Origin of the sequence: Salmonella sp. 741265050_HSA (assembly GCF_046569445.1) — a bacterium.
Classification (GTDB): domain Bacteria; phylum Pseudomonadota; class Gammaproteobacteria; order Enterobacterales; family Enterobacteriaceae; genus Salmonella; species Salmonella enterica.
This window is the reverse complement of record NZ_JBKFSV010000001.1, coordinates 446,484-467,810: the sequence shown is the minus strand read 5'-3', so window position 1 is coordinate 467,810 and position 21,327 is coordinate 446,484. Positions and strand designations below refer to the sequence as shown.

General features: G+C 52.1%; 26 protein-coding genes. 15 read left to right on the top strand and 11 right to left on the bottom strand.

Features of this window, described 5'->3' with window-relative positions:
* Positions 1 to 2: 2 nt before the first annotated feature.
* The 5 genes from rsxG (at position 3) to gstA (ending at position 4,770) form a co-directional block, all read left to right on the top strand.
* Complete coding sequence (gene rsxG / locus ACLD4F_RS02335) at positions 3 to 623, top strand: electron transport complex subunit RsxG (protein ID WP_000920822.1); 621 nt, start codon at positions 3 to 5, stop codon at positions 621 to 623.
* 2 nt (positions 624 to 625) lie between these two features.
* On the top strand, positions 626 to 1,318 hold the full coding sequence (locus ACLD4F_RS02330; RefSeq protein ID WP_023195533.1) for an electron transport complex subunit E: 693 nt from the start codon (positions 626 to 628) through the stop codon (positions 1,316 to 1,318).
* A complete protein-coding gene (nth, locus tag ACLD4F_RS02325; protein WP_001030318.1) occupies positions 1,318 to 1,953 on the top strand; it encodes an endonuclease III in 636 nt (211 codons plus the stop codon). Before ACLD4F_RS02330 ends, nth begins: the two co-directional genes overlap by 1 nt.
* Before the next feature lie 601 nt (positions 1,954 to 2,554).
* Complete coding sequence (gene dtpA / locus ACLD4F_RS02320; RefSeq protein ID WP_000100911.1) at positions 2,555 to 4,060, top strand: dipeptide/tripeptide permease DtpA; 1,506 nt, start codon at positions 2,555 to 2,557, stop codon at positions 4,058 to 4,060.
* Positions 4,061 to 4,164: 104 nt separating this feature from the next.
* The gene (gene gstA / locus ACLD4F_RS02315; RefSeq protein ID WP_000765727.1) at positions 4,165 to 4,770 is read left to right on the top strand and encodes a glutathione transferase GstA; all 606 of its coding nucleotides are present in this window, start codon (positions 4,165 to 4,167) and stop codon (positions 4,768 to 4,770) included.
* A gap of 58 nt (positions 4,771 to 4,828) precedes the next feature.
* Here the strand turns inward: gstA and pdxY are convergent, their stop codons facing one another.
* The 5 genes from pdxY to anmK form a co-directional block, all read right to left on the bottom strand.
* Positions 4,829 to 5,689 (bottom strand): pyridoxal kinase PdxY, encoded by an 861-nt coding sequence (gene pdxY, locus ACLD4F_RS02310; protein ID WP_079944229.1) that lies wholly within the window; start codon positions 5,687 to 5,689, stop codon positions 4,829 to 4,831.
* Positions 5,690 to 5,748: 59 nt separating this feature from the next.
* Positions 5,749 to 7,023 carry a tyrosine--tRNA ligase gene (tyrS, locus tag ACLD4F_RS02305; RefSeq protein ID WP_000168626.1) on the bottom strand — a complete coding sequence of 425 codons (1,275 nt, stop codon included), beginning with the start codon at positions 7,021 to 7,023 and terminating at the stop codon, positions 5,749 to 5,751.
* A 126-nt stretch (positions 7,024 to 7,149) separates the two neighbouring features.
* On the bottom strand, positions 7,150 to 7,806 hold the full coding sequence (pdxH, locus tag ACLD4F_RS02300) for a pyridoxamine 5'-phosphate oxidase (protein WP_001282334.1): 657 nt from the start codon (positions 7,804 to 7,806) through the stop codon (positions 7,150 to 7,152).
* A gap of 58 nt (positions 7,807 to 7,864) precedes the next feature.
* Entirely contained in the window at positions 7,865 to 8,194 is a 330-nt protein-coding gene (gene mliC, locus ACLD4F_RS02295) for a C-type lysozyme inhibitor (RefSeq protein ID WP_001132086.1), read from the bottom strand.
* An 86-nt stretch (positions 8,195 to 8,280) separates the two neighbouring features.
* Complete coding sequence (anmK, locus tag ACLD4F_RS02290; RefSeq protein WP_042947353.1) at positions 8,281 to 9,402, bottom strand: anhydro-N-acetylmuramic acid kinase; 1,122 nt, start codon at positions 9,400 to 9,402, stop codon at positions 8,281 to 8,283.
* A 272-nt stretch (positions 9,403 to 9,674) separates the two neighbouring features.
* Here anmK and slyB point away from each other — a divergent pair, with 272 nt between their 5' ends.
* Positions 9,675 to 10,142, top strand: coding sequence for an outer membrane lipoprotein SlyB (slyB, locus tag ACLD4F_RS02285; RefSeq protein WP_000597179.1), 468 nt, complete (start codon positions 9,675 to 9,677; stop codon positions 10,140 to 10,142).
* 47 nt (positions 10,143 to 10,189) lie between these two features.
* Here the strand turns inward: slyB and slyA are convergent, their stop codons facing one another.
* Positions 10,190 to 10,630 (bottom strand): transcriptional regulator SlyA, encoded by a 441-nt coding sequence (gene slyA / locus ACLD4F_RS02280; protein WP_000764551.1) that lies wholly within the window; start codon positions 10,628 to 10,630, stop codon positions 10,190 to 10,192.
* A gap of 194 nt (positions 10,631 to 10,824) precedes the next feature.
* Between slyA and ACLD4F_RS02275 the strand changes: the two genes are divergently transcribed.
* From ACLD4F_RS02275 to ACLD4F_RS02265, 3 genes are read left to right on the top strand one after another with little or no spacing between them, the layout of a single operon-like run.
* A complete protein-coding gene (locus ACLD4F_RS02275; protein WP_000649756.1) occupies positions 10,825 to 11,061 on the top strand; it encodes a DUF1656 domain-containing protein in 237 nt (78 codons plus the stop codon).
* A gap of 2 nt (positions 11,062 to 11,063) precedes the next feature.
* Positions 11,064 to 11,924: an efflux RND transporter periplasmic adaptor subunit gene (locus ACLD4F_RS02270; protein ID WP_411010654.1), complete on the top strand. Its 861-nt coding sequence runs from the start codon at positions 11,064 to 11,066 to the stop codon at positions 11,922 to 11,924.
* Entirely contained in the window at positions 11,924 to 13,963 is a 2,040-nt protein-coding gene (locus ACLD4F_RS02265; RefSeq protein WP_000777636.1) for an FUSC family protein, read from the top strand. Before ACLD4F_RS02270 ends, ACLD4F_RS02265 begins: the two co-directional genes overlap by 1 nt.
* On the opposite strand, the gene sodC2 is transcribed toward ACLD4F_RS02265, so the two are convergent.
* From sodC2 to ACLD4F_RS02250, 3 genes are all read right to left on the bottom strand, one after another.
* The gene (gene sodC2, locus ACLD4F_RS02260; protein ID WP_079965536.1) at positions 13,939 to 14,460 is read right to left on the bottom strand and encodes a superoxide dismutase [Cu-Zn] SodC2; all 522 of its coding nucleotides are present in this window, start codon (positions 14,458 to 14,460) and stop codon (positions 13,939 to 13,941) included. The two genes, ACLD4F_RS02265 and sodC2, sit on opposite strands and share 25 nt — an antisense overlap.
* A gap of 79 nt (positions 14,461 to 14,539) precedes the next feature.
* Positions 14,540 to 15,436: an aldo/keto reductase family oxidoreductase gene (locus ACLD4F_RS02255; RefSeq protein ID WP_001727487.1), complete on the bottom strand. Its 897-nt coding sequence runs from the start codon at positions 15,434 to 15,436 to the stop codon at positions 14,540 to 14,542.
* 50 nt (positions 15,437 to 15,486) lie between these two features.
* The gene (locus ACLD4F_RS02250; RefSeq protein ID WP_031605363.1) at positions 15,487 to 15,726 is read right to left on the bottom strand and encodes a DUF1289 domain-containing protein; all 240 of its coding nucleotides are present in this window, start codon (positions 15,724 to 15,726) and stop codon (positions 15,487 to 15,489) included.
* A gap of 102 nt (positions 15,727 to 15,828) precedes the next feature.
* On the opposite strand from ACLD4F_RS02250, the gene ACLD4F_RS02245 reads away from it, so the two are divergent.
* The 4 genes from ACLD4F_RS02245 (at position 15,829) to rnt (ending at position 18,808) form a co-directional block, all read left to right on the top strand.
* Positions 15,829 to 16,428, top strand: a complete 600-nt coding sequence (locus ACLD4F_RS02245) for a TetR/AcrR family transcriptional regulator (RefSeq protein ID WP_001041823.1) — start codon at positions 15,829 to 15,831, stop codon at positions 16,426 to 16,428.
* Positions 16,429 to 16,486: 58 nt separating this feature from the next.
* Positions 16,487 to 17,584 carry an alkene reductase gene (locus ACLD4F_RS02240; protein WP_000092927.1) on the top strand — a complete coding sequence of 366 codons (1,098 nt, stop codon included), beginning with the start codon at positions 16,487 to 16,489 and terminating at the stop codon, positions 17,582 to 17,584.
* A gap of 68 nt (positions 17,585 to 17,652) precedes the next feature.
* Positions 17,653 to 18,060, top strand: coding sequence for a lactoylglutathione lyase (gloA, locus tag ACLD4F_RS02235; protein WP_001237787.1), 408 nt, complete (start codon positions 17,653 to 17,655; stop codon positions 18,058 to 18,060).
* Positions 18,061 to 18,160: 100 nt separating this feature from the next.
* A complete protein-coding gene (gene rnt / locus ACLD4F_RS02230) occupies positions 18,161 to 18,808 on the top strand; it encodes a ribonuclease T (protein WP_001282267.1) in 648 nt (215 codons plus the stop codon).
* Between the two features lie 77 nt (positions 18,809 to 18,885).
* Here the strand turns inward: rnt and grxD are convergent, their stop codons facing one another.
* Complete coding sequence (gene grxD / locus ACLD4F_RS02225; protein ID WP_000108176.1) at positions 18,886 to 19,233, bottom strand: monothiol glutaredoxin 4; 348 nt, start codon at positions 19,231 to 19,233, stop codon at positions 18,886 to 18,888.
* A gap of 334 nt (positions 19,234 to 19,567) precedes the next feature.
* Here grxD and ACLD4F_RS02220 point away from each other — a divergent pair, with 334 nt between their 5' ends.
* Together ACLD4F_RS02220 and sodB are read left to right on the top strand one after the other, a co-directional pair.
* On the top strand, positions 19,568 to 20,389 hold the full coding sequence (locus ACLD4F_RS02220; RefSeq protein WP_001520344.1) for a C40 family peptidase: 822 nt from the start codon (positions 19,568 to 19,570) through the stop codon (positions 20,387 to 20,389).
* Positions 20,390 to 20,515: 126 nt separating this feature from the next.
* Positions 20,516 to 21,097, top strand: a complete 582-nt coding sequence (gene sodB, locus ACLD4F_RS02215; protein WP_000007299.1) for a superoxide dismutase [Fe] — start codon at positions 20,516 to 20,518, stop codon at positions 21,095 to 21,097.
* Positions 21,098 to 21,179: 82 nt separating this feature from the next.
* Here the strand turns inward: sodB and ACLD4F_RS02210 are convergent, their stop codons facing one another.
* A complete protein-coding gene (locus tag ACLD4F_RS02210; protein WP_000102277.1) occupies positions 21,180 to 21,269 on the bottom strand; it encodes a YnhF family membrane protein in 90 nt (29 codons plus the stop codon).
* Positions 21,270 to 21,327 lie beyond the last annotated feature (58 nt).

Sequence of the window (21,327 nt, the reverse complement as noted above, 5' to 3'; positions counted from 1 at the left end):
CCATGTTGAAAACGATTCGTAAACACGGTATTACGCTGGCGCTTTTTGCCGCAGGCTCTACGGGATTGACCGCGGTGATTAATCAGATGACAAAATCAACCATCCACGAACAAGCGCTGCAACAACAGCATGCCCTGTTCGATCAGGTATTGCCGCCAGATCGTTACAATAATAATCTGCAAGAGAGCTGTTATCTGGTCGATGCGCCCGCCCTCGGCAAAGGCACACACCGTGTTTTTATCGCTCGCAAGGATGATAAACCCGTAGCGGCCATCATTGAGGCCACCGCCCCAGATGGCTATTCCGGCGCTATCCAGCTTATTGTTGGCGCAGATTTCAACGGTACCGTCCTGGGGACGCGTGTGACGGAACATCATGAGACGCCAGGGTTAGGTGATAAAATTGAGCGCCGTTTGTCTGACTGGATTACCCACTTTAGCGGTAAAACCATCAGCGGTGAAAATGATACGCACTGGGCGGTGAAAAAAGATGGCGGTGATTTTGATCAATTTACCGGGGCGACAATAACGCCGCGCGCCGTAGTGAATGCGGTTAAACGCGCCGGGCTGTACGCCGAATCACTGCCCGCTCAGCTCCCCCATTTAACCGCCTGTGGAGAATAGCCATGAGCGAAATAAAAGACATTGTTGTTCAGGGGTTATGGAAAAATAACTCTGCTCTGGTGCAGCTACTTGGCCTGTGCCCTTTACTGGCGGTGACGTCTACGGCAACCAACGCTCTGGGGCTGGGTCTGGCCACAACGCTGGTATTAACGCTGACCAACCTTACGGTGTCCGCACTACGTCGCTGGACGCCGGCAGAAATCCGTATCCCGATTTACGTTATGATCATTGCCTCGGTGGTAAGCGCAGTACAGATGCTGATCAATGCGTATGCGTTCGGTTTGTATCAGTCTTTAGGGATTTTTATTCCGCTGATTGTAACGAACTGCATTGTTGTCGGTCGCGCCGAAGCGTTTGCCGCGAAAAAAGGACCGTGGCTTTCCGCGTTGGATGGTTTTTCCATCGGCATGGGCGCGACAGGCGCGATGTTCGTGCTGGGTTCGCTGCGCGAGATCCTCGGGAATGGTACGCTTTTCGATGGCGCGGATAGCCTGCTGGGAGGCTGGGCAAAAGTATTACGGGTCGAGATATTTCACACCGACTCGCCTTTCCTGCTGGCGATGCTGCCGCCAGGCGCGTTTATCGGCCTGGGGCTCATGCTGGCGGTAAAATATCTTATTGATGAAAAAATGAAGAAACGCCGCGCCGAAACCGTGCCTTCCGCTGTTCCGGCAGGTGAAACAGGGAAAGTCTGATGAACAAAGCAAAAAGGCTGGAAATTCTGACGCGCCTGCGCGACAACAATCCGCACCCCACAACGGAACTCAATTTCACGTCGCCGTTTGAGTTGCTGATTGCCGTGTTGCTTTCCGCGCAGGCAACCGACGTCAGCGTGAACAAGGCTACCGCCAAGCTTTACCCGGTCGCCAATACGCCAGCCGCGATGCTGGAACTGGGCGTAGAAGGCGTGAAATCCTATATCAAAACCATCGGTTTATTTAACAGTAAAGCGGAAAACGTGATTAAGACCTGCCGTATTTTACTGGACAAGCATAATGGCGAAGTGCCGGAGGATCGGGCGGCGCTGGAAGCGCTTCCCGGCGTGGGGCGTAAAACCGCTAACGTGGTGCTAAATACCGCCTTCGGCTGGCCGACCATCGCCGTTGATACGCATATATTTCGTGTATGCAACCGAACACAGTTCGCACCGGGTAAAAATGTCGAGCAGGTAGAAGAGAAATTACTGAAAGTGGTGCCGAATGAGTTCAAAGTGGACTGCCATCACTGGTTAATTTTGCATGGCCGCTATACCTGTATTGCCCGAAAACCCCGCTGCGGCTCCTGCCTCATTGAAGACCTTTGCGAATACAAAGAAAAAGTCGATATTTGATATGCCCGGAGCGCGTCCGTCACGCCAGCGCGCTCCCACCTGCGGCCTGGATCTATTTTAGCCATCAATCATTCCAGTCTCTGTCCTTTTTCTGATGTAATGTGCTTTCGTTTTCCCTCCACGTCAGGTTAATCATTTTTTTAATCGCAAAAATTTCTATCTATCCGTGATCAGGATCACTTTGATAACTTCATGTGAAATTTAATGACATCTAAGGTTACATTTACAACCGGATAGACTGACGCCCTGTTTTCACTACAAAATATTACTCTGCCATTTTTTCAGATAATGGCCTATATCACTGCTTTTCACCTTAAATAGCAGAAGATATCGCCTTTCACCCAAACCAATGGCCTTTTTGCAGTGTAAAAATCTGCCATTCTTCAAATGAAGAAATTTAACGCTGGATAACATTTCTGACATCGGACGATTCAACCAGAAGAGTTATATGTAACAGATTATTACAAAGCTCTTGTCTGGAGAGGAAAGATAGTGAACATTACCTGCCGTTTCCCCTCCAATATAACAATCGGACGGATGAGTCTGACTCATCACGCGCCAGACAATCCCTGTTAATACGGGGCGTAAAAAAGAGGTAAAAGTGTCTACTGCAAACAAAAAACCAACTGAAAGCGTCAGTTTGAACGCTTTCAAACAACCGAAGGCGTTCTATCTCATCTTCTCGATAGAGTTATGGGAGCGTTTTGGTTATTACGGCCTGCAAGGCATTATGGCCGTCTACCTGGTAAAACAACTGGGTATGTCAGAAGCGGATTCCATCACCCTTTTCTCTTCCTTCAGTGCGCTGGTGTACGGCCTGGTCGCCATTGGCGGTTGGTTAGGTGATAAAATTCTGGGCACCAAACGCGTTATTATGCTGGGTGCCGTGGTGCTGGCTATCGGTTATGCGCTGGTCGCATGGTCTGGTCATGACGCTGGCATCGTCTATATGGGCATGGCGGCTATCGCTGTGGGTAACGGTCTGTTTAAAGCTAACCCGTCTTCCCTGCTGTCTACCTGTTACGCGAAGGACGATCCGCGTCTCGACGGCGCATTTACGATGTATTATATGTCCGTCAACATCGGCTCCTTCTTCTCTATGCTGGCGACGCCGTGGCTGGCGGCGCGTTATGGCTGGAGCACCGCGTTTGCGCTTAGCGTCGTCGGTATGCTGATAACCGTCGTTAACTTTGCTTTCTGCCAGCGCTGGGTGAAAAGCTACGGTTCCAAACCCGACTTTGAACCGATCAACTTCCGTAATCTGCTGCTGACAATCGTCGGTATTGTCGTTCTGATTGCGGTCGCCACCTGGCTGCTGCACAACCAGGATATCGCGCGTATGGTGCTGGGCGTAATCGCTCTTGGCATCGTCATTATCTTCGGTAAAGAAGCGTTTTCCATGCACGGCGCGGCTCGCCGTAAAATGATCGTCGCCTTTATTTTGATGCTGCAGGCGATTATCTTCTTCGTACTGTACAGCCAGATGCCGACGTCGCTGAACTTCTTTGCCATTCGTAACGTCGAGCACTCTATTCTCGGTATCGCGTTCGAACCGGAACAGTATCAGGCGCTGAACCCATTCTGGATCATTATCGGCAGCCCGATTCTGGCCGCTATCTATAACAGGATGGGCGATACGCTGCCGATGCCGATGAAATTCGCCATTGGTATGGTGCTGTGTTCCGGCGCGTTCCTGATTCTGCCGCTGGGCGCCAAATTTGCGAACGATGCCGGCATCGTATCCGTAAACTGGCTGATCGCAAGCTACGGCCTGCAAAGTATCGGTGAGCTGATGATCTCCGGTCTGGGACTGGCAATGGTCGCACAGTTGGTTCCGCAGCGTCTGATGGGCTTCATCATGGGCAGCTGGTTCCTGACAACGGCAGGCGCTAACATCATCGGCGGCTATGTCGCCAACCTGATGGCTGTGCCGAGCGACGTGACTGACCCGCTGATGTCCCTGGAAGTCTATGGTCGCGTATTTATGCAGATTGGCATAGCAACCGCCGTTATCGCCGTCCTGATGCTGCTGACAGCGCCTAAGCTGAACCGTATGACCCAGGACGATGATACCGCTGAAAAAGGCTCTAAAGCCGCTACAGTTTAATTTTCCGGGAAACAACATTCAGGCCGCTAACTGTGCGTTAGCGGCTTTTTTTTTGCTCGTCCCCGCACTACCATACTTTAAACCTCAGCAAAAAGGAGTTACCGATGAAACTGTTCTACAAACCGGGTGCCTGCTCTCTTGCTTCCCATATTACCCTGCGCGAAATTGGCAAAGACTTTACGCTTGATGGCGTCGATCTCGCAAAAAAACGCCTGGAAAACGGTGATGATTACCTGGCAGTCAACCCTAAAGGACAGGTTCCGGCTCTGCTGCTGGATGACGGCACACTGTTGACTGAAGGCGTCGCCATTATGCAGTACCTCGCCGACAGCGTTCCCGACCGCCAGCTTCTGGCGCCGGTAAGTAGTCTTGCTCGCTATCATACACTGGAATGGCTCAACTATATTGCAACGGAACTGCATAAAGGCTTTACCCCGCTGTTCCGCCCTGACACGCCGGAAACACTCAAACCCGCCGTTCGCGCCGGTCTGGAAAAGAAATTGCAGTATGTGGATGAGTCGCTTTCAGACGACCAGTGGATTTGCGGCCAGCGTTTTACCATTGCTGACGCTTATCTGTTTACCGTATTGCGTTGGGCCTATGGCGTAAAACTGAATATGGACGGGTTAACGCATATTGAAAGTTATATGCAGCGTGTCGCAAAAAGACCGACCGTTGCGGCAGCGCTTAAAGCGGAAGGACTGAATTAATGTCATGTTGCCGGATAGCTCGCTGTACCGCCATCCGGCCTCTTTTTAGCAGCAATAATTACAGCCGCGTTGCGCTGAAGTAATGTTCAGGGTTAGCGATCCTGTCCTGGGCCGCCACGACCTGCAGTTCGTACTCCTGCATCGTTTTGGTGGCGATCATAATCTCATAGACTGCCGCCGTAACGTGCTCCAGCGCCTGCTGCAACGTCGCGCCCTGCAAAAGTTTGACCAGCAATAAACCACTGGTGACATCGCCAACGCCAACCGGCTGACGTGAGCCGAAATCCACCAGCGGACGGCTAATATGCCAGGCTTCCTGCGCTGTCACCAGCAGCATTTCAAAGCGTTCTGAACTGTAACCGGCGCGGGCGAGATGTTTTACCAGTACAATTTCTGGCCCCTGAGCAATCAGTTCTCGCGCCGCCTGCACGGCGTCATTCACATTATTCACGCTATGTTTGCTGAGAATTTCCAGTTCAATCAGGTTAGGCGCGATCATATCGCTGGCGGGTAGCGCATAACGCACATGGAACTCTGCGACGCCAGGCGCCACGATACAGCCCTTTTCCGGATGCCCCATCACGGGATCGCAGAAATATTTTGCCTGCGGATTTGCCGCTTTAACATGGCGCACAATACCGAGAATGTGTTCTCCCTGCTCGGCAGATCCCAGGTAACCGCTAAGTACGGCGTCGCAGTGCGCTAACTGGCCAATGTCCGCAATCCCCTGGACAATCTCAGTCAGATGGCTGGGCGGCATGACACAGCCGGTCCATTTACCATATTGCGTGTGGTTAGAAAACTGAACGGTATTCAGCGGCCAAACATTCGCGCCAAGACGGCGCATGGGAAATTCGGCGGCGCTGTTGCCCGCATGTCCGAAAACAACATGGGACTGGATAGCGAGGATATTCTTCATTTTTTTACCTGAACATCAAAAATAAGGGAGTGATTTCTCACTCCCTGTTACTTAATGCCTTATTTCCAGCAAATCAGACAATAGTTCTTTTTGCCGCGACGTAATAAGGTATAGCGGCCAAACAGACGGTCCTCATCGTTAAAGATGTATTCAGGATCGGATTGTTTCTCACCATTGATAGTGACAGCGTTGGAGGCGATAGTCTTACGCGCCTGACCACGCGACGGCTGGAGTTCGGCGTCTACCAACGCCTGCATCAGGTCGGCGCCTTTTTCCATTTCAACCATCGGTACGCCGTCCTGCGCCAACTGCTCAAAGTCAGCTTCGCTCAGCGCGCTCAGTGAACCGCTGAACAGGCATTCAGTGATCCGTTTCGCCGCGACCAGCCCCTCTTCACCATGAACCAGGCGCGTCACCTGCTCGGCCAGCACATACTGCGCGCGCGGCGCTTTACCGCTGTTTTTATCTTCTTCTTCCAGGGCATTAATCTCTTCAATGTCCATAAAAGTGAAGAATTTCAGGAAGCGATAAACATCGGCATCTGCGGTGTTAATCCAGAACTGGTAGAATTTGTACGGACTGGTTTTCTTCGGATCCAGCCAGACAGCGCCGCCTTCGGTTTTACCGAATTTCGTGCCGTCAGCTTTGGTGATCAGTGGAACGGTCAAACCAAATACCTGATTCTGGTGCAGACGACGGGTCAGGTCGATACCGGAAGTGATGTTCCCCCACTGGTCAGAACCGCCAATCTGTAAGGCAACGCCGTGCAGTTTATTCAGACAAGCGAAGTCGTACCCCTGTAGCAGGTTATAAGAGAACTCCGTGAAAGAGATACCCTGATCGTCACGGTTCAGACGCTGCTTCACCGCTTCTTTGTTGATCATCTGATTAACGGAAAAATGTTTACCGATATCGCGCAGGAAAGTCAGCACATTCATGCTGCCGAACCAGTCATAGTTATTGGCCGCGATGGCGGAGTTTTCGCCGCAATCAAAGTCCAGGAATGGGGCAACCTGTTTACGAATTTTCGCCACCCACTCCTGAACGGTCTCTTCAGTGTTCAGTTTACGCTCGGCGGCTTTGAAGCTCGGGTCGCCAATCAGACCGGTCGCGCCGCCTACCAGCGCAACAGGTTTGTGCCCTGCCTGCTGGAAGCGTTTCAGGCATAACAATGGAACCAGATGCCCCAAATGCAAGCTGTCAGCGGTAGGATCGAAGCCGCAATAGAGCGCGATCGGGCCTTGCGCCAGTCGCTCTGCCAACGCGTCTTCGTCCGTCACCTGGGCTACCAGCCCCCGCTCTTGCAATTGTTTAATCAAGTTACTGCTTGCCATCAAAATCTCCATGTATAAAACGACTGCACCTTTGCCGGTACACGACTTTTCGCCAGACGCGAAAGAGACATAGCATAAAACGGCAGATTCATCCGCACCAGTGCTTAAAACAAGATTTTTGCATCTTTAGGGCGCAAGACGGTCGATTTTCCATGCGCCGTCGTCGCGTTGGTACAAAAAGCGATCGTGCAGACGATGTTCGCCGCCCTGCCAGAACTCCATCTGTTCGATACTCACGCGAAAACCGCCCCAGAAGCTGGGTAACGGCACTTCGCCCTGTTGAAATTTCTGCTTAAGCTCCAGGAATTTGCTTTCGAGGATACCGCGCGCGGAAATGCGGCTGGATTGTTTAGAGACCCATGCGCCAATCTGGCTGTCGCGCGGACGGCTGTGGAAATACCTCACCACCTCAAGTGTGGAGAGACGCTCGGCTTTGCCTGTCACCATCACCTGGCGTTCAAGCATATGCCAGGGAAATAACAGGCTGATACGCGGATTGTGCTCAATCTGATGCGCCTTGCGGCTTCCCAGGTTGGTATAAAAGACCAGGCCTTTTTCATCATAATGCTTGAGCAATACAATACGCTGGTACGGTTGCCCCTTGTCATCTACGGTCGCCACGACCATTGCCGTCGGATCGGCCAGTCTGGCGTCGCACGCTTGCCCAAGCCAGCGCTCAAATAAGGTTAACGGTTCAGCGGGTAAATCGCGGCGACGCAAGCCGCCTTTCGTGTATTCACGGCGCAGATGCGCGATCTGCTGCAATTGGTCGTTATCAGACATGGCGTTGATCAGAAATAATCAGTGGGTGGCGCTATTGTGCGCCCCCATACTGAAAATCTCAACGCTTCGGATTTTGTAACTGACAGTTATTAAGCACAATTCTGTCTCGTTTATAGACCGTGGCGCTCTCGCCTTGCGACCAGAAAACATAAATCCCGTCGGTATAACGCGCGCCCGAGGCCGAGATTCCTTGCTTCAGGGTCAGCAGCTTATTGTCATAAACAAAACTGACCTCTTCACGCGGGTTATTGACTTTAACGGTAAGCGGCTTCTCATCACACTGGTATTCCAGCGTATCCGTTTGCATACGTTCAACAAATTGTTGATAAACGCTACAGCCGGTCAGCAGCACAGGTAAACACATTATTGCGATCTTTTTCATAGGCATATCCCGAAAGCTCTCCTGCTTCTGGAAGGCAAACGCCCCTTCCTGACCTTGCTAGTTTACCGATATAGGGTCCGGGAAAAATTCAGTTAACTCTGAGTTATTGGGTTAGCCGGGTAAATAGCGCCTAAAACACTGGCTTCTGTAGCCCCCGTCACGGAAGGTAAATTTCCCGGCAGGCCCGCGAGCGTTCGCCAGGCAAGCCAGGCAAAGGCCAGCGCTTCCATATCATCGCCGCTGATCCCCGCCTTATCGGTGGTCGAAACCTCGATACCGGGCAACAGCGCCGCCAGACGGGCCATCACTAACGGATTCCGGCCTCCGCCGCCACAGACCATCAGCCGCTCGCAGCCGCCATTGAGCAGCACCTGTTGGGCGATGGAGACCGCCGTCAGCTCCGCCAGCGTGGCCTGTACATCGCGCGCGTCTGCGCCAGGGAAAGCCGTAAGATGACGCTCTAACCAGCCATAGTTGAAATATTCGCGTCCTGTACTTTTGGGCGCCGACGCAGCAAAGTACGGATCGCGCAACATCTTTTGCAGCAAGGGAAGAATAACCTGACCTTCTTTCGCCCATGCCGCGTCTTTGTCGTAGGGCTGCGCGCATTGTCGCCAAATCCACGCATCCATCAACATATTACCCGGCCCCGTGTCGTACCCGCGCACCGCCTGTCCGGGGAAAAGCAGAGATAAATTGGCGATGCCGCCGATATTCAGGACCATACGTTTTTCCGTCGGATGTCCCAACAGCGCGTGATGGAAAGCGGGCACCAGCGGCGCGCCTTGTCCGCCCAGCGCAATATCCCGCCGCCGAAAATCGCCGACCACTGTAATCCCCGTATGGGCGACGATGTGATTATTATCGCCAATTTGCAGCGTATGCGGGGCCTCGCCGGTCGGTTCATGCCAGACCGTTTGCCCATGACAACCAATAGCGACGATATCCCGCGGCTGCAAACGTTGTTGCGCTAACAGCGCATTAACCGCCTGTGCAAAAAGCCGGCCTAACTGGGTATCCAGCTGGCCGAGTTGCGAGAGCGTAAGCGGTTGTCCCTGGCAAATATCGAGAATGCCTTTTTTCAGATGAACGGGAATGGGCCAGGTGAGACTTGCCTGTTGCGCAACCATGGTTTCATCAATTGCCGCCAGTACAACATCCACGCCATCAAGGCTGGTCCCGGACATAACGCCAATAAAACGGCCCGATTTCATACCTCTTCCTTATTAAGCTGGGTTAAGCCTTAACACTCGGCATAACGTATTTTGCAATGCGATGCCCGCGTCACGTTTTTTGCCGTGCCGTCCACGGATATCAATAACCTATCTTTTCTTGCTTCCCACTTCGTTTAAGATTAGTTAATTAACTTCTGATTATGATTTTTACATTCTTTTGGCAGAAGATATGACCTTAACTGCATAAATGCCATATAATTTAGCTATAGGGATGCTGAAATAGCGTTTCGTGAAGAACAGGAGATGGGTAAATGATTAAACGTGTACTGGCCGTTTCACTGATGGGGTTATCCTTAGCGGGGTGTGTTAACAATGATAGCCTTTCGGGTGATGTTTATACCGCATCCGAGGCTAAACAAGTTCAGAATGTAACGTACGGTACTATCGTTAACGTTCGTCCGGTTCAAATTCAGGGCGGTGATGATTCTAACGTGATTGGCGCTATCGGCGGCGCGGTGTTGGGCGGATTCCTCGGCAACACTATCGGCGGCGGTACGGGTCGTTCACTGGCGACCGCGGCAGGCGCGGTGGCTGGCGGCGTAGCGGGCCAGGGCGTCCAGAGCGCAATGAATAAAACCCAGGGTGTGGAACTGGAAATTCGTAAAGACGATGGCAACACCATTATGGTTGTGCAGAAACAAGGAAATACGCGTTTCTCGGCAGGTCAGCGTGTCGTGCTGGCCAGCAATGGCAGCCAGGTTACTGTCTCTCCACGCTAAACCAGGCTTTACGTGTGGTCACATGGCCACACGTATGCCCCTGCACCTCAATCGTGAGAGTGCAATTCCATAATGTTGTGTTCAAGTTTGGCGATAAGTTTAATCAGAAGCTCAATCTCCTCTGAAGAAATCCCAGCCAAAATTTCACCGCGCGTTTTATGAATGACCGCTTCCATCTCAGCGATCAGCGGCTCCGCTTTTTCGGTCAGTTTAATGCGCTTAGCGCGACGATCGCTGGCGCAGGTTTGCCGCGAAATTAGCCCCTTATCTTCAAGTTGATCCAACGTGCGTACCAGCGATGGCTGCTCAATGCCTATCGCTTTAGCCAATTGAATCTGCGACTGGTCAGGCGGCAATTGATGAATATTGTGCAACGTGACCCAATGTGTCTGCGTCAATTCCAGAGGCTTGAGGCGATGGTCAATCAGAGCACGCCAAATGCGCACCAACCGTGCCAGATCAGAACCTAGTGGCGATTCCAATTTCATCTCCTTATAATTAGCTTGCTAAGTTATTATGCTGATTTTAGAATAGTGTGCAGTATTTGTATTCTCAAAACAAATGTATTGCTAAATTTGCTTACCAATAGACATTTTTTCAGACATAGTGCGCACCTGGCACCTGTAGCTTCGGTTTTGGCTAAAACTAAAGCATCGATGTCTGACGCAAAGGAACATTGCTTGTGAAGTGTATACTCAACGCCACAGGATTGCCCTTACAAGATCTCATGTTGGGAGCATCTGTTTACTTTCCGCCATTCTTTAAAGCCTTTGCGCTTGGGTTCGTTATCTGGTTGTTTATTCACCGACTCCTGCGTGACCGGATATACTCTGATGAAATCTGGCATCCCCTGTTAATGGATCTCTCCCTCTTTACGCTTTGCGTATGTCTGGGCCTCGTTTTACTGATCGTGTGGTAAATATGTCGTTAAAAACAATAAAATATTTTTCTACTCTCATTGTCGCCGTCGTCGCCGTTCTGGCCGCGTGGTGGTTATGGAATTACTATATGCAATCGCCATGGACGCGCGATGGTAAAATCCGCGCGGAACAGGTCAGCGTAACGCCGCAGGTTTCTGGCAGCATTGCCCAACTCAACATCAAAGATAATCAGTTCGTCAACGCCGGGGACGTTCTTTTTGTCATTGATAAAACGCCCTTCCATATTGCAGAACTTAACGCGCAGGCGCAGTTGGCCAAAGCGCAGTCCGATCTGGCAAAAGCGAATAATGAAGCCGATCGACGTCGACATTTATCGCGTAACTACATCTCTGCTGAAGATCTGGATAGCGCCAATCTGAATGTTAAAGCGATGCAGGCCAGCGTAGATGTCGCACTGGCAACGTTAAAACAGGCGCAGTGGCAGCTTGGCCAGACGGAAGTAAAAGCGCCGGTATCCGGCTGGGTGACCAACCTTTCCACGCGTACCGGTGATTATGCCAGTACCGGTAAGCCACTTTTCGCCCTGGTAGATAGCCATTCATTTTATGTAACGGGATATTTCGAAGAAACCAAACTACGCCATATCCGCGAAGGTGAACCTGCATTAATAACACTGTATAGTGGCAATATTAAGTTACAGGGTCACGTTGGCAGTATCGGGCGCGCTATTTACGACCAAAGCGTGGAAAGCGACTCCGGTTTAGTGCCCGATATCAAACCCAACGTACCGTGGGTACGTCTGGCGCAACGCGTACCGGTACGTATCGAATTTGACGCTTTGCCGCAGGATATCACGCTCGTCTCCGGCACTACCTGCAGCGTAGCCATTGGACAGCGGTAATGAAACTCTCCCTGCCGGCCCTGCGAAATACGCCCTGGTTTAAAGCGACCTCCGGCCAGTGGCGTTACGCGTTGCGCAATACCATTGCCATGTGTCTCGCGCTGACATTCGCTTATTATCTCAATCTGGATGAGCCCTACTGGGCGATGACTTCGGCCGCAGTGGTGAGCTTTCCGACCGTAGGCGGCGTAATCAGTAAAAGTCTGGGGCGTATTGCCGGGAGTTTACTCGGCGCGACCGCCGCGTTGATTATTGCCGGCCATACGCTGAATGAACCCTGGTTGTTCTTATTTAGCATGGCCGCCTGGATCGGTTTTTGTACCTGGGCCTGCGCGCATTTTACCAATAATGTCGCTTATGCTTTCCAGTTGTCCGGCTACACGGCGGCAATCATCGCGTTCCCGATGGTTAATATTGTAGAAATCACGCAGTTGTGGGATATCGCCCAGGCACGTGTATGTGAAGTTATCGTCGGCATCCTCTGTGGCGGCATGATGATGATGATCCTACCCAGCACATCGGATGGCACTGCCCTGCTCACCGCGTTGAAAAACATGCATGCGCGCTTGCTGGAACATGCCAGTCTACTGTGGCAGCCGGAGACTACCGACGCCATCCGCTCCGCGCATGAGGGGGTCATTGGGCAAATCCTGACCATGAACCTGCTGCGTATTCAGGCCTTCTGGAGTCATTACCGTTTTCGCCGCCAGAATGCATTACTAAATGCATTATTACACCAGCAATTACGGCTAACCAGCGTGATCTCCAGTCTGCGTAGAATGCTTTTAAACTGGCCGACGCCGCCGGAAAACAGCCGCGAAGTCATTGAACAACTCTTAGCTGAGTTGGCAAAACCGCGCGCGGACAGCTACACCGTGGCGCGGATTATTGCGCCGCTACGCCCGCAGGATGAACAGGATTATCGTCACCTCGCGTTCTGGCAGCGATTACGCTATTTTTGCCACTTATATCTGCGCAGCAGCCGCCAGTTATATCTGATCGAAAGCGGCGCGCCGGTGGATCAAATCCATATCCGCCGCACTCCCGGCCTTGCGCGGCATACGGATAACGCAGAGGCCATCTGGAGCGGCGTGCGTACCTTTTGCACGCTCACGGTGATTGGCGCCTGGAGTATTGGCGCGCAATGGGAATCCGGGCCCGGCGCATTAACCCTGGCGGCGATCAGTTGTGTCCTCTACTCCATCGTCGCCACGCCGTTTAAGTCGCTCACCTTATTGATGCGAACTTTAGTGCTGCTGTCCTTATTCAGCTTCGTGGTGAAATTTGGCCTGATGGTGCAAATCACCGATCTGTGGCAATTCTTGCTTTTCCTTTTTCCGCTGTTCGTCACGATGCAACTGCTTAAACTGCAGATGCCTAAGCTGGCGGGACTGTGGGGGCAGCTTATCGTTTTTATGGGCTCATTCATCGCCGTGACCAATCCGCCGGTGTACGACTTCGCCGACTTCCTTAACGATAATACCGCCAAGATCGTCGGCGTCGCGATTTCCTGGCTGGCGTTTGCGATTTTGCGCCCCGGTTCCGATGCCGTAAAAAGCCGCCGCCATATCCGCGCGCTACGCCGGGATTTCGTCGATCAGCTTAGCCGTCACCCTTCCCATAGCGAAAGCGAGTTTGAATCGCTGACCTATCATCACGTCAGTCAGCTCAGCAATAGCCAGGATGCGCTGGCGCGCCGGTGGTTATTACGTTGGGGAGTGGTACTGCTGAACTGCTCGCATGTGGTGTGGCAGCTGCGCGCCTGGGAGTCGCGTTCCGATCCGCTTTCCCGGGTGCGGGATATTTGTATATCCCTGCTGCGCGATGTGATGAGCGAGCGCGGCGTGCAGCAACGCCCGCTTGCCGTCACGCTACAGGAACTACAGCGTATCTGCGACACGCTCGCACATCATCATCAACCCGCCGCGCATGAGCTGGCGGCGATTATCTGGCGTTTACACTGTTCGCTGTCGCAGCTGGAACAGGCTCCAGCGCAGGGAACACTGTCTCCGGGTTATTTAATGACGCCGCAGGCGTAACGCATTCCGCCGCCGCCGAGCGGTTTCGGCTGATCGGACATGTTATCGCCGCCCACATGGATCATGAGCGCTTTATCTTTCACTTCATCAAGAGACTTCAGACGCGGCGCAGTAACCGGTTCGGTGGCGATACCATCATTATTAACGACTAACACCGGGAGGTCGCCCAGATGCCCCTGGCCTTCCGGTCCTTCATGCTTGCCGGTATTTTGTGGGTCCAGATGACCACCAGCGGCCTCTGCGGCAACTGCTTTGCCGTCTTTAATCGCGGGCTGGCAGCTATCTTTGGCATGAATGTGAAAACCATGCTCGCCCGGCGGTAACGCTTTAAGGTGTGGGGTAAATTTTAAGCCGCCTTCGGTTTCATCGATGACGACGGTGCCGATAGACTGTCCTACGCCTTGCGCCGTCACCAGGTTCATCTCTACTTTCTCGCTGGCGGCCTGCGCACCCGCACAGACCAGCAGCGTCACCATCGCTAAACTTAATCGCTTCATAAAACCTCCGTTACATGTGGTCGTCTGTTAAGTGTAAACCACTGGCGAAAACATGAACGGAAAGTCAACGAGTTGGCGATTACGGCACGTCATAACCCAGTGCCGCCTTGCGGATTCGGAACCACTGTTGACGCGACAATGACAGCATTTCCGCTTCTAGTGCGGCGCGTACGCGTTCGATTTTACCCGAGCCAATAATCGGCAGCGGCTGCGACGGCAAACGTAAAATCCAGGCATAGACCACCTGTTCAATAGAACTGGCGTTGAGTTCTTGCGCGATAACGGAAAGTTCCTGGCGCAACGGCTGATAAGCCTCATCATTAAACAGCCGACCGCCGCCAAGACATGACCAGGCCATCGGACGAATACGCAGTTGCTGTAATTGATCTAATGTGCCGTCCAGCAACAAAGGCTGGTGAACCGGCGAGATCTCCACCTGGTTGGTCGCCAGGGTGAACGGCAGGCGCGATTGCAGCAACGTAAATTGCGCTGGCGTAAAATTAGAAACGCCAAAATGGCGCACTTTGCCGCTTTGATGCAGATGTTGAAACGCCTCGGCGACGTCATCCGCATCCATTAACGGATCGGGACGGTGAATTAACAACATATCCAGATAATCTGTCGCCAGATTTTTTAATGACTGTTCGGCGCTCAGAATAATATGGCGGCGATCGGTAATATAATGACCGAGCCTATTTTCCGCTCTGGCGGTGGTCGCAATACCGCATTTGGTAACGATTTGCAGTTTTTCCCGCAAATGCGGCGCCAGCGTTAGCGCCTCGCCAAACGCCGCTTCGCACTGATAACCGCCATAAATGTCCGCATGGTCAACGGTGGTGACGCCCAAATCCAGATGTTCTTCGATAAAACTCACTAACTGACGCGCGGACATATTCCAGTCCATCAAACGCCAGTAACCCATGACAAAACGCGAAAACTCCGGGCCTTGTGGAGCGATGGTGACACGCTGAACCATAACAGATTCCTCATAGAGAATAATGAGGTTGAGTATACGCAATTCCGCGTTTAAAAGAGTGAAGGTTGTTGAGGATCTTCCGATGGGAGAGGCTTATTTGTGCGTATTTTACGCAAGAAACGCTGGCGACAAAGCCGTAGTACATTTTGTTTCTCGGCATCGCTCATTTTTTGCCAGTTAAACCGTTCGTCGCGGCTGCGCATACAGCCCCGACAAAAGCCACGCTCATCAGACTGGCAGATACCGCGACATGGGCTTGCTACAGGAAAAAACTCCAACTGCTCGGCCACATCCCCTCCTCAACGTTTGGCGCTTATGACTATTGAAGACGCTAACTGACATTATGGCAACTCTGCTTGCAGTAGACCGACTGGTCTACTATACTGCCTGTCATGAATAAGCAAACCGAACACGATACCCGCGAACATCTGCTGGCCACCGGCGAGCAGCTTTGTATGCAACGGGGTTTTACCGGCATGGGGCTTAGCGAGTTGCTCAAAACCGCCCAGGTGCCTAAAGGGTCGTTTTATCACTACTTTCGCTCGAAAGAAGCCTTCGGCGTCGCCATGCTTGAGCGACATTACGCCTGCTATCATCAGCGTCTTACGGCGCACTTCACCTCCGGTCCCGGTAATCATCGCGATCGTCTTCTCGCCTGGTATCAGGAAACGTTAAAGCAGTTTTGCCAGCAAGGCGCCATTAGCGGTTGCCTGACGGTGAAACTGTCAGCGGAGGTCTGCGATCTGTCGGAGGATATGCGCTCTACGATGGATAAAGGGGCGCAGGAGATCATGGCACTGCTTGCACGCGCGCTGGAAGATGGCCGTAATAGCCACTGTTTACATTTCACCGGCCAGCCGTTGCCACAGGCGCAGGTACTTTATGCCCTGTGGCTGGGCGCCAATTTGCAGGCCAAAATATCCCGTAGCGCCGCGCCGCTGGAAAATGCGTTGGCGCATGTTAAGACCATCATTGCAACGCCTGAGCAGTAACAGGCGTTTTTATTTCCTTTATTACAAGACGACCGGTCTACTTATATCAGGAGCCACTATGTCATCAGCAAAACTGTTTACCCCCCTCAAGGTGGGTGCCATCACGGCGACAAATCGCGTATTTATGGCGCCTTTGACGCGTTTGCGGAGTATTGAACCGGGCGACATTCCTACGCCGTTAATGGCGGAATATTACCGTCAACGCGCCAGCGCCGGATTGATCATCAGCGAAGCCACACAAATCTCCGCACAGGCGAAAGGCTATGCCGGCGCACCGGGATTACACAGCGATGAGCAGATCGCCGCCTGGAAAAAAATCACTCAGGGAGTCCATGCCCAGGGCGGCCATATGGCGGTGCAACTGTGGCATACGGGCCGTATTTCACACGCCAGCCTGCAACCAGGCGGACAAGCGCCCGTCGCGCCATCCGCTATCAATGCGGGAACCCGCACCTCTTTGCGTGACGAAAACGGCCAGGCCATCCGCGTAGAGACTTCCACGCCGCGCGCGCTGGATACTCACGAGATCCCCGGGATCGTCAACGATTTCCGCCAGGCTATCGCCAATGCCCGAGAGGCAGGCTTCGATCTGGTGGAGCTGCACTCCGCGCACGGTTATCTGCTGCACCAGTTCCTCTCACCGTCTTCTAATCACCGTACCGATCAGTACGGCGGCAGCGTAGAGAATCGCGCCCGTCTGGTGCTGGAGGTGGTTGATGCCGGCATTAAGGAATGGGGCGCGGACCGTATCGGCATCCGCCTTTCTCCTGTCGGCACTTTCCAGAATGTCGATAACGGCCCGAATGAAGAAGCTGACGCCCTTTATCTGATTGAAGCGTTAGGCAAACGCGGCATCGCTTATCTGCATATGTCTGAACCAGACTGGGCGGGCGGCGAACCGTACAGCGACGCGTTCCGTGAAAAAGTGCGCGCGCGTTTCCACGGTCCCATCATCGGCGCTGGCGCCTATACGCCAGAAAAAGCGGAAGATCTGATCGAAAAAGGGCTGATTGACGCCGTGGCGTTTGGTCGTGATTACATCGCGAACCCGGATCTGGTAGCGCGTCTGCAATGTAAAGCGAAACTCAATCCACAGCGTCCCGAAAGTTTTTATGGCGGCGGCGCGGAAGGCTACACTGACTACCCTACTCTGTAATTTCATTGATAGCGGCCTCACATCGCCGCTATACTTTGAATATCTTGACTATTTTAAGGACAACGAAAATGCGTTTATTGCATACTATGCTGCGCGTCGGCGATTTGCAGCGTTCCATCGCTTTTTACACTAACGTTCTGGGCATGAAATTGCTGCGTACCAGTGAGAATCCGGAATACAAATACTCGCTGGCCTTTGTGGGATATGGTCCGGAAACGGAAGAAGCGGTCATCGAACTAACCTATAACTGGGGCGTTGAGAGCTACGACATGGGCAATGCGTATGGGCACATCGCGCTGAGCGTTGACAATGCTGCTGAAGCCTGTGAACGCATTCGTCAGAACGGCGGCAACGTGACCCGTGAAGCGGGGCCGGTAAAAGGCGGTTCGACCATCATCGCCTTCGTTGAAGATCCGGATGGCTATAAAATCGAATTGATTGAAGCTAAAGACGCAGGCCGCGGTCTGGGTAACTGATCCCCCGCCGGGCGCAGGTCACTGCGCCCGTTGTTTTACTGCATCCCGGCGTAAAATTTGCCATAATACGCGCTGCATTTTTTCGTATTAAGAGACTCAGATGTCCGATAACGCTCAACTTTCCGGTCTGTGCGACCGTTTTCGTGGTTTTTATCCTGTCGTCATCGACGTTGAAACTGCAGGATTTAACGCTAAAACCGATGCGCTGCTCGAAATCGCCGCCATCACGCTGAAAATGGATGAACAAGGCTGGCTGATGCCGGACATGACGCTGCATTTCCATGTAGAGCCGTTCGCTGGAGCCAACTTACAGCCGGAAGCGCTTGCGTTTAACGGTATCGATCCCTCTAACCCGCTACGCGGCGCGGTGAGTGAATATGAGGCGCTACACGCTATTTTCAAAATGGTGCGTAAAGGTATCAAAGACAGCGGTTGTAGCCGCGCCATTATGGTCGCGCATAACGCCACTTTTGATCACAGTTTTATGATGGCCGCCGCAGAGCGCGCCTCGCTGAAACGTAACCCGTTTCATCCGTTCGTCACCTTTGATACTGCGGCATTGAGCGGACTGGCGCTGGGACAAACGGTGTTATCAAAAGCGTGCCTGGCGGCAGGTATGGAGTTTGACGGTGAAAAAGCCCATTCCGCTTTGTATGATACCGAGCGGACAGCGGTGCTGTTTTGTGAAATCGTCAATCGCTGGAAGCGCCTGGGCGGCTGGCCGTTACCTTTGCCGACGGACAAATAACGAGGCTAACAACGCCGCTCTTGCTCACGATGGCGGTAAAAAAGCGACCTTTACAGGTCGCTTTCCCCTTTCACAGATTACTCTGCGTCCGGCTCCTGAGTTTTATATTTTGCCGCAGTTTCTTTAATAAGCTGCTGCAGCTCGCCACGCTGATACATTTCAATCACAATATCACACCCGCCGACCAGCTCACCGTCCACCCACAGTTGTGGGAATGTCGGCCAGTTGGCGTATTTCGGTAATTCAGCGCGAATATCCGGGTTTTGCAGGATATCAACATAGGCAAAACGTTCCCCGCAGGCTGAAAGCGCCTGAACGGCCTGCGCAGAGAAACCACAGCTTGGCAGTTTCGGTGAACCTTTCATATACAGGAGAATCGGGTTTTCAGCGATCTGGCGCTGAATTTTTTCGATAGTGGTGCTCATTGTCTCGCTTCCTTAAACTACTTTTACGACCGAAGCCTGTCATTGTAACGGGTCAGGCTGGCAACGGAAAATAACATTTTCATCATGCCTTATTATTTTACCGTCTGCGGGAATAAGTTGTATACAAAATATCTTTTAAGCGGGTTGCCGTGCAGTGATTTGTAGATAACGCGTTTGTGTTTAGCATTAATTGCTATTTTTTTACATCTGTTAACGAAACACAGCTTCAGAAACCAAAAGCAATTACCAATCTGTGCTTTTGTAGATTAGAATTATCAGGTTTTGTAAATCATACGCAGGCATGAATCGCCTGCCTTTAACAGAGGATTGCTCAGTGGCGCGGATAAACAAAATCTCGATCACGCTCTGTGCTTTACTTTTTACTACTCTCCCCTTTACGCCAATGGCCCATGCTTCCAGGCAAGCCAAAGCGACGCCTGCTGTTTCTCATGTCACGAAAACGGCAGATAAAAAGAAAAGCACAACGAAAAAGATCAGTAAAACCAGCAAAAAAAACGTAAAAAAAACCTCAAAAACCAGCCGTTCTTCTTCCGCTTCTACGCCAAAACGTACCACCGCCTCCACAAAATCTCGTCATACGACGCATCGTCGTAACAGAACCGCGCCCACGTCAATCGCCGCCCTCGACGTAACGGAAAAATGCACGACGCGTAAAGGCCGTAAGCCGCACTGCGTGAAGGGGAAAGGAACATTGCCGGTCTCTATTGCCGATGCGCATCGTGCAAAAGTACAAAAAGCGACGAAAACCGCGATGTCCAAACTCATGAATCAGATTGGTAAACCGTATCACTGGGGAGGCGCGTCGCCGCGCACCGGTTTTGATTGCAGCGGTCTGGTTTATTATGCCTATAAAGATTTAGTGAAGATCCGTATCCCCCGAACGGCGAATGAGATGTATCACCTGCGTGACGCGGCGCCTATTGAGCGTAGCGAGTTGAAAAACGGCGATCTGGTGTTCTTTCGTACGCAGGGGCGCGGCACCGCCGATCACGTTGGCGTCTATGTCGGCAACGGTAAGTTTATTCAGTCTCCACGCAGCGGTCAGGAAATTAAGATCACCTCACTGAACGAAGAGTACTGGCAACGTCATTATGTCGGCGCCCGTCGGGTGATGACGCCTAAAACAATTCGCTAATATTTTATCCTGTCGTTTAACGACAGGATAACTTCTTCTTTTGCGCCACCGCTCAATTTGCTACCCTATCCTTACGCGCACCAGGGTTATTGTGCGTGCGCAATATTAATAATAAGGAGAGAAGCAATGTCGTTCGAATTACCTGCATTACCGTATGCCAAAGATGCTCTGGCGCCGCATATTTCTGCTGAGACGCTGGAATATCACTATGGCAAACATCATCAGACTTACGTGACCAATCTTAACAATTTGATCAAAGGCACGGCATTTGAAGGCAAATCGCTGGAAGAGATCGTGCGCACTTCCGAAGGCGGCATCTTTAATAACGCCGCTCAGGTGTGGAACCACACCTTCTACTGGAACTGCCTGGCGCCAAACGCTGGCGGCGAACCGACCGGGAAACTGGCTGATGCTATCGCGGCATCTTTTGGCAGCTTCGCGGAATTTAAAGCGCAGTTCACCGATGCCGCTATCAAAAACTTTGGTTCCGGATGGACATGGCTGGTAAAAAGCGCTGATGGCAAACTGGCTATCGTTTCTACCTCAAATGCCGGTACGCCGCTGACTACGGATGCAACGCCGTTGCTGACGGTTGATGTGTGGGAACACGCGTATTACATCGACTACCGCAACGCCCGTCCAAACTATCTGGAGCATTTCTGGGCGCTGGTTAACTGGGAATTTGTTGCGAAAAATCTCGCCGCATAAGCCTGAGTACGCAGAAGGTACGCCTTCTGCGTTTTAGAGAGGGATAGAATAGAGGAGACGCCCACCCTCAGAAGAGAGGAAATCAGTGCAGAGCGGCCGTTAATCCACCTGCGACAATCACGCCCAGAACAATCAGCGTAGTAATCAACGAAAATTTCAGGTCGGTACTCATCAAGTTTTCTCCTTTTTATTCCCACACAAAAAGTGATATAGCGCATTTTTGCACATTC

What these genes read in the sequence shown, in the direction of transcription:
- grxD (WP_000108176.1), bottom strand. Translation starts at nt 19,233, where the DNA reads ATGAGCACCACTATCGAAAAAATTCAGCGCCAGATCGCTGAAAACCCG.
- slyB (WP_000597179.1), top strand. Translation starts at nt 9,675, where the DNA reads ATGATTAAACGTGTACTGGCCGTTTCACTGATGGGGTTATCCTTAGCG.
- ACLD4F_RS02245 (WP_001041823.1), top strand. Translation starts at nt 15,829, where the DNA reads ATGAATAAGCAAACCGAACACGATACCCGCGAACATCTGCTGGCCACC.
- slyA (WP_000764551.1), bottom strand. Translation starts at nt 10,630, where the DNA reads ATGAAATTGGAATCGCCACTAGGTTCTGATCTGGCACGGTTGGTGCGC.
- gloA (WP_001237787.1), top strand. Translation starts at nt 17,653, where the DNA reads ATGCGTTTATTGCATACTATGCTGCGCGTCGGCGATTTGCAGCGTTCC.
- ACLD4F_RS02265 (WP_000777636.1), top strand. Translation starts at nt 11,924, where the DNA reads ATGAAACTCTCCCTGCCGGCCCTGCGAAATACGCCCTGGTTTAAAGCG.
- tyrS (WP_000168626.1), bottom strand. Translation starts at nt 7,023, where the DNA reads ATGGCAAGCAGTAACTTGATTAAACAATTGCAAGAGCGGGGGCTGGTA.
- gstA (WP_000765727.1), top strand. Translation starts at nt 4,165, where the DNA reads ATGAAACTGTTCTACAAACCGGGTGCCTGCTCTCTTGCTTCCCATATT.
- ACLD4F_RS02330 (WP_023195533.1), top strand. Translation starts at nt 626, where the DNA reads ATGAGCGAAATAAAAGACATTGTTGTTCAGGGGTTATGGAAAAATAAC.
- ACLD4F_RS02255 (WP_001727487.1), bottom strand. Translation starts at nt 15,436, where the DNA reads ATGGTTCAGCGTGTCACCATCGCTCCACAAGGCCCGGAGTTTTCGCGT.
- rnt (WP_001282267.1), top strand. Translation starts at nt 18,161, where the DNA reads ATGTCCGATAACGCTCAACTTTCCGGTCTGTGCGACCGTTTTCGTGGT.
- ACLD4F_RS02240 (WP_000092927.1), top strand. Translation starts at nt 16,487, where the DNA reads ATGTCATCAGCAAAACTGTTTACCCCCCTCAAGGTGGGTGCCATCACG.
- ACLD4F_RS02210 (WP_000102277.1), bottom strand. Translation starts at nt 21,269, where the DNA reads ATGAGTACCGACCTGAAATTTTCGTTGATTACTACGCTGATTGTTCTG.
- ACLD4F_RS02270 (WP_411010654.1), top strand. Translation starts at nt 11,064, where the DNA reads ATGTCGTTAAAAACAATAAAATATTTTTCTACTCTCATTGTCGCCGTC.
- pdxY (WP_079944229.1), bottom strand. Translation starts at nt 5,689, where the DNA reads ATGAAGAATATCCTCGCTATCCAGTCCCATGTTGTTTTCGGACATGCG.
- nth (WP_001030318.1), top strand. Translation starts at nt 1,318, where the DNA reads ATGAACAAAGCAAAAAGGCTGGAAATTCTGACGCGCCTGCGCGACAAC.
- anmK (WP_042947353.1), bottom strand. Translation starts at nt 9,402, where the DNA reads ATGAAATCGGGCCGTTTTATTGGCGTTATGTCCGGGACCAGCCTTGAT.
- sodC2 (WP_079965536.1), bottom strand. Translation starts at nt 14,460, where the DNA reads ATGAAGCGATTAAGTTTAGCGATGGTGACGCTGCTGGTCTGTGCGGGT.
- mliC (WP_001132086.1), bottom strand. Translation starts at nt 8,194, where the DNA reads ATGCCTATGAAAAAGATCGCAATAATGTGTTTACCTGTGCTGCTGACC.
- sodB (WP_000007299.1), top strand. Translation starts at nt 20,516, where the DNA reads ATGTCGTTCGAATTACCTGCATTACCGTATGCCAAAGATGCTCTGGCG.
- pdxH (WP_001282334.1), bottom strand. Translation starts at nt 7,806, where the DNA reads ATGTCTGATAACGACCAATTGCAGCAGATCGCGCATCTGCGCCGTGAA.
- rsxG (WP_000920822.1), top strand. Translation starts at nt 3, where the DNA reads ATGTTGAAAACGATTCGTAAACACGGTATTACGCTGGCGCTTTTTGCC.